Origin of the sequence: Parabacteroides sp. AM58-2XD, from assembly GCF_003463685.1 — a bacterium.
GTDB classification, from domain to species: Bacteria; Bacteroidota; Bacteroidia; order Bacteroidales; family Tannerellaceae; genus Parabacteroides; species Parabacteroides segnis.
On record NZ_QSDP01000185.1, the window covers coordinates 1 to 5,709 of the forward strand.

Annotated in this window: 4 protein-coding genes; 3 read left to right on the forward strand and 1 reads right to left on the reverse strand. The window is 40.8% G+C overall.

Translation table 11 applies throughout. From position 1 onward, the window contains the following. Positions 1–205 (forward strand): hypothetical protein (locus DXA15_RS25390; RefSeq protein ID WP_158579715.1); only part of this gene is annotated, 205 nt, incomplete at its 5' end. Here DXA15_RS25390 and DXA15_RS24390 read toward each other — a convergent pair. Further along, positions 197–1,186, reverse strand: coding sequence for a hypothetical protein (locus DXA15_RS24390; protein WP_128135765.1), 990 nt, complete (start codon positions 1,184–1,186; stop codon positions 197–199). The two genes, DXA15_RS25390 and DXA15_RS24390, sit on opposite strands and share 9 nt — an antisense overlap. 544 nt (positions 1,187–1,730) lie before the next feature. Between DXA15_RS24390 and DXA15_RS27805 the strand changes: the two genes are divergently transcribed. Next, positions 1,731–5,174 carry a DUF6383 domain-containing protein gene (locus DXA15_RS27805; protein ID WP_128135767.1) on the forward strand — a complete coding sequence of 1,148 codons (3,444 nt, stop codon included), beginning with the start codon at positions 1,731–1,733 and terminating at the stop codon, positions 5,172–5,174. Between the two features lie 200 nt (positions 5,175–5,374). After that, entirely contained in the window at positions 5,375–5,614 is a 240-nt protein-coding gene (locus DXA15_RS24405; RefSeq protein WP_128135768.1) for a hypothetical protein, read from the forward strand. The last annotated feature ends 95 nt before the right edge of the window (positions 5,615–5,709 follow it).

Consider the following 5,709-nt stretch of genomic DNA (forward strand, 5'->3'; position numbering starts at 1 on the left):
AGACCGGCAGGTAATTCCCAAAGGCAGCCATGCCGATGTACTGAAAGAATTGAAACGTATCGACCGTTTCTTGAAAAAACATTCGGGAGCTGAACGCGACGGTTGTTTCTTCCACTTGATGTGCAGTTGTTTCGACTTCGAGGTTTCCCTAGGTACCGTCCAGCGTAACTACTATATCTCGGAAGAGGAACAGGAATTATTGTAGAATTTCTTCGATCTCTTTGATAGAAAGTGATAATCTGTTAGAGATTTCTTCTAGAGAAATGCCCGTTTGTGACAGTATTCGAACCAGTTCTCTCATAGTTCGTTTCTGTTGCTCAAGTTGTTGTTCCTTTTGTTCGATCACCTGCTCTTTCTGTTCGATCACCTGCTCTTTCTGTTCGATGACTAGCTTTTTTTGTGTTATTTCTTGTTCTTTTTCTGCTATTACCTGTTCTTTGAGCATGATGGTGGTGTCTCGGGCTTCTATTTCGGAGAGGATTTCGTCTTCTACTTGCATGGCACGGCGAACGTCGGGAGTAGTACCGGCACGAAGCAGGCGGTTGACCAACAATTGTTCATCTTTCTCGTGGAACTGTGTTTCGTCAATCTCTAGATAATGGTCGTCGTCTTTGTGACGGCGATCCTGATCGAAAAGATTCAGTAGACGTTCCAGGCGGTTGCGCGTGCGGCCTTGTAGGTAAGGGATTTGGACGATGATGCTGTCGTGTGTCAGGCTTTCGATAAATTTGTCTTTCTGTTCGAGTACATTATCATCGTAGTCGAGGTAACGACGACGTACGTAAATGACAGGTTCTTTCAAATCACCCAAGATATGCCCTAGGATGTAGATCGAGATGATTGGTAGTCCGTAATTGCTGTCCTTATCGCTTTTTATGTTCTCTTTGTTGAGATACTGCGTACCAAGGTATTGGCGGAAACGAAGTGTTTCTGTGGCCAACCAGGTTTTTTGCAGTTCGATTAACACGAGGTGTTCTTCTCCATTATTGTCGCGTATTTTGGCGGCAAAGTCCATGCGGAACAGGGAGATGCGTGTTTGCTGCATGGCGGTGTATTCCTGTTTGCGCATTTCAAGTTCGAGGATCTCTTTTTTCAATAGTGCCGAGAGTAGGATCTTGGCTACGCGCTCGTCTTCCATTAAATATTTGAAGACCACGTCGTAAATGGGATTGGCTATAAGTGTCATATCATTTTATTTTTTATATTGACAAAAGTACGATTTCTTTTTATATGATTCCTTGGAGATTGGTATGTTAGTTGACACATTTTTATGCCTGAAATGATCTGAAATAACTCTTTTAACATTTGTATGCTAAATTCCTATAAATAGGTATGCTGTGTATCAATATATTAAGATGCACGCGCGTACTTTAATATATATCTGTAAATAGGGCGAAAAATACTATTGAATATATTGTAATATAATGTATTACGAATCATTAGTAATGACTAAAAGAAAGGTTCCTTTTTTCTCGCCAGCAAAGTTACTACATTCTTTTAATCCTCCAACCATTTTCAAAATATTTTTTTCTTTCCTATATCCTTTCTTATCAACAGAATAGCAAAGTAAGTACGAAAATCGCCTTTTTGAACACAAAGATAAAATGAGCAAGAAATAATGACTAGAAAAAAGGAACGTTTTTTCTAGTCATTTGCTTTCGGATGCGTTCCTGATCTATGGTTAAAAGGCTTTTTAAGTAACACTATTATTAATATTAAATTAAACGATTATGAACAAAAAGTTTTCTACGCTTTTGATGGCGGGTATGCTGGTTGCAGGCTCGTCATTTAATGTTAATGCGGCAGACATCAAGGTGAATGGGGCACCGTTAAAGGTACAGTCTTTCGGAGGTACCAAAACCGATGTCTTTATTGTCAAAGATGCTGATGGCGACGGTAAGATTAGTAGTGCGGACTACCTTCTTAAAGCAACTAAGACTAAGGCTGGAAAGTTGGCTTACTCCGTGGTTTATTTAGCTACGGAAGATCTCAGCAGTCTGACTGATAAAGATCTGGATGCACTTCTTTGGGATTTTAAAGAAGATATCATTACTGAAGGTGGTAGCGGTACACCGGGTGCTGCTGCAGGAACTAAACACTACTACTATTCTTTGGAAAGCAAAGCAACTGAAGTTCCTTTGGCTTTTAAAGTTAATGTTAATCCTTTTGCTTGTGTAGATGATGCTGATGAATCAAAATTTGATAATGGCAACACTCAGATTTGGTTCATGAAAGAAATGGATGATAGCAAGATTCAGATTAAATCAACTGATAAAAATACTAAGTTGTGGTTGTATTATGCTGATGCTGGAACTTACGGTGGCAACCAATTATTAACAGGTGATGGATTCACAATGGGTGGTCCGAGCGATTCGGACAAATTCTTTCTTGCAACCTTAGGTGAAAGAGACATTCTTGGCGAGAACGTAGCTGAAGAACTGAATGATATGAAGGGCGGCAAAGGCTTTATGTTCTCGTTTGTTAACAGTTATAATGGTAAAGATATCAATGACAATATCTTTAAAGATCTGGATTTGAAAGCGTTCTATGTAGATGAGAACCTTGATTCGGATGGTAATGAAGATAACACAGAGGCTTTCATGCCAACCGATTCTCTTGGTTGGACAGCTAATGGCGCACACTATGCTATCCCTGCCGGTATCTATTTGGCTTCAGACTGGAGCGCATTGGATAGAAAAGATGCCGATGATAAAGCAACATTGAACACTTTCCGTATCACAAGTAAAGAACAGTTCAACAAGATGACTTTCGTGGCTATTCATCCGCAAAGCTATACCAAGCTGACAGATGCTGGTCGCAGTAGCGGTGGAGGTTTCTTGCTGAAAACCGTGAAAGGTAGCGACATGAACTTCTATGATGAGAAAGGTGTGAATAGACTCGAAGTAGAAAATAATAAAGATCTCAAAAATACAGCTTTGATGTCTAAAGCCGGTGAAGTGTTCGTTGGTAACGCTTGTTTCACTGCTACGGTGAAGAATCCGCTGACAGAAAATGATCAATATGAGTTGACTGTCGCTGACGCTCGTTTGGATGTGGCAAAAAACGGTACTCATGCTAATAAACCGATAACTGTTACAGTACGCACTAGCACCAACAACGTGAATGATCCTGCCGGAGACCCTTATCTGATGTCTGGTGTGGGTTCTGATGTTGTAGCTTTGAAAGCCGTTCCTTCAACAACATTAGCCGATGTTACAAGCCTGTTGCACAACGATGCTACTCCGGCTATCTATGCAATCAAGTTTGTCAGTGGTGCAGAAGAAGCTGCCAATGAAGAGGTTTCTGAATATGGACAGTATCTGACAGTGATGTCAAGAAATAAGCAAACGAATCAGCCTAATAACTTTACATTTGCTGCTATGCCGAGTGTAAATGACGGAGCTAATGAAAACGACCCATTGTATCAGTTCGTAATCACAGGCGTTAAAGACAATGATAACGATCCGGCTCATAAAAGAGAAACTGTCAAGATTACAAACCGTCTGACCGGTGCATCAGTTTGGGCAGTATTGTATGCCGAAAAGAAATTGGGTGACGATATCTATACGGTATATCCGTCAGTTAAAGAAGGATTGTCTCGTGACCAACAGTTAAGAATTGCTCATACTGCTGCTAATGGAGATTTTGAGTGGAAAGATTTGGATCTCAGAGGTATGCAGGTTCAACTGATTGAAAAGAAAGATGTAAAGAAATTTGATACTTTCGAAACAGCTGAAAGCGAAGAAGGTTTGTTTACTTTCGAATTTGCCAAGACTGCTGAAGCAAACGACAGATTGTATGCCGCAGCAGCAAGAGATAAAAAGACCGGTAAGATTGAAATCTTTAATAATGGATCTAGAGATGAAGTAGTAACATCAAAGACTGCAGACCAGTTCGAACTGATTCGTGTAAAAGAAAATGGTAATGATAAGAAAGATAAAGTTTCTTACATCCTGAACGATTTCGTTTATGTCCAGAATAATAACGTTGTTACTTCTCCGATCGAAAAGGATACAGTTGCTTTCTATACTTATAATATAAGATTCTTTGCTCCGGATGAAGATCAGGAATATTATCTGGGTTATGATGATATTAATAATAAAGGAAGTTTTGTTACAAATAAAACAGAATACATTATCAAATACAATCTGGATGGTTCTGTATCTCTGGTAGAAAAAAATGTTAATACTGCTGCAAATTCTGACTTCAGAAGCGCTATAAAGTATTTGGCAGTAGCTGACGACGTTCAGGATGATCAGACAGAAGAAACAGAAAAAGTTGATGTAGTAGCATGGAGTCAGGCTTTGTATTACAATTATGAGAACGACTACAACAAACTGCCGGTTAAGACCTTCTTGGTACCTGAAAAGGTATATGGTTCATTGGAAGCTCTTCCGCAGACAACAGAATTCAAGAACACAGACAACTATGGTGGTTACCTGTTCATGAAGGATGAATTTGCTGCTGTAGTCAATCCGTTTGAAACTATGACATTCCGTTTGGATACAGTAGATACAGATAAGAATATACCTTCATTCTACATCCGCACGGAAGATAAGGCGAAGTTCTTGTATTTCGCTACAGACTCAGCTGACAGTAAACGAGTAGCTGACTGGAGAAAATATACATTTGCAAAAGATAATGAAGACTATGCTACACGCTTAATTTTCAAAGATGCAAGCATCGCCAGCCTGCAGGATGCTGATACATTGCAGACAATGGTTGACGGCAAGTTGACTAAGGTAGCTGTAAAAGAAAACAAAGTGACAGGCGTTAAGGGTGGCTTGAACAAGTTCAAGTTCCAGGTAATCGAATCCGGTGACGGAGACGGTACTTATGTAATCCGCAACGTAGCAGAAAGAGCTTATGTAATTTCTGTTAATGGTAATCTGACATTAGGTGCTGAAATAAAAGCCGCAGCCCGTTTCGCTGTAGATCCTACCATAGCAACTGCCAACGAAAGCATCAATGCTTCCGGTATCCAGGTTATCGCCACTAATGGTGCCGTAATCGTTAAGGGTGCAGCAGGTAAGACTGTTACAATCAGCAACGTACTGGGTCAGAAAGTTGCTAGCACAGTTGTTACTTCCGACGAAGCTCAGATCGCTGCTCCTCAGGGTGTAGTTGTAGTAGCCGTCGAAGGCGAAGCTGCTGTAAAAGCAATCGTGAAATAAGGAATAGTATAGTAAAACTATTTATAATCAATAAATTAATTGTTAATTGACCGCGTGTCGTCGGGGCGGTTCGCGAATCGCCCCGACACAAGTAGTCTGAGAAGATGAACAAGCAGTCAAGTATTAATACTAAAGTAATGAAATAAAGTTCTTCTGTCCCTACCCCTGTGAAGGGTGAAGGCAGGCCAAACAAAGCCCCGGTGGATTTATTTCTGCCGAGGCTTTCGTTATTTAATATCAGTAAACAGTATGAAAAAAAAGAAATCCTAACGGCATCGCTGACCCTGGATGCTCTTTGCGATGAGATTGATCGCCTGCGCAGCATGAACGGATCGTGCGGCACACTGTCGCGTAGTAACAAACGGCAACTGGCCAAGTATAAATCCATCCTGTCTGAACGCCTCGGAGCGACGGTCATCTATCCCGAGACCGGCAGGTAATTCCCAAAGGCAGCCATGCCGATGTACTGAAAGAATTGAAACGTATCGACCGTTTCTTGAAAAAACATTCGGGAGCTGAACGCGACGGTTGTTTC

Excerpts from the sequence above, each read along its gene's own strand:
- DXA15_RS27805 (WP_128135767.1), top strand. The coding sequence starts at position 1,731 with ATGAACAAAAAGTTTTCTACGCTTTTGATGGCGGGTATGCTGGTTGCA.
- DXA15_RS24390 (WP_128135765.1), bottom strand. The coding sequence starts at position 1,186 with ATGACACTTATAGCCAATCCCATTTACGACGTGGTCTTCAAATATTTA.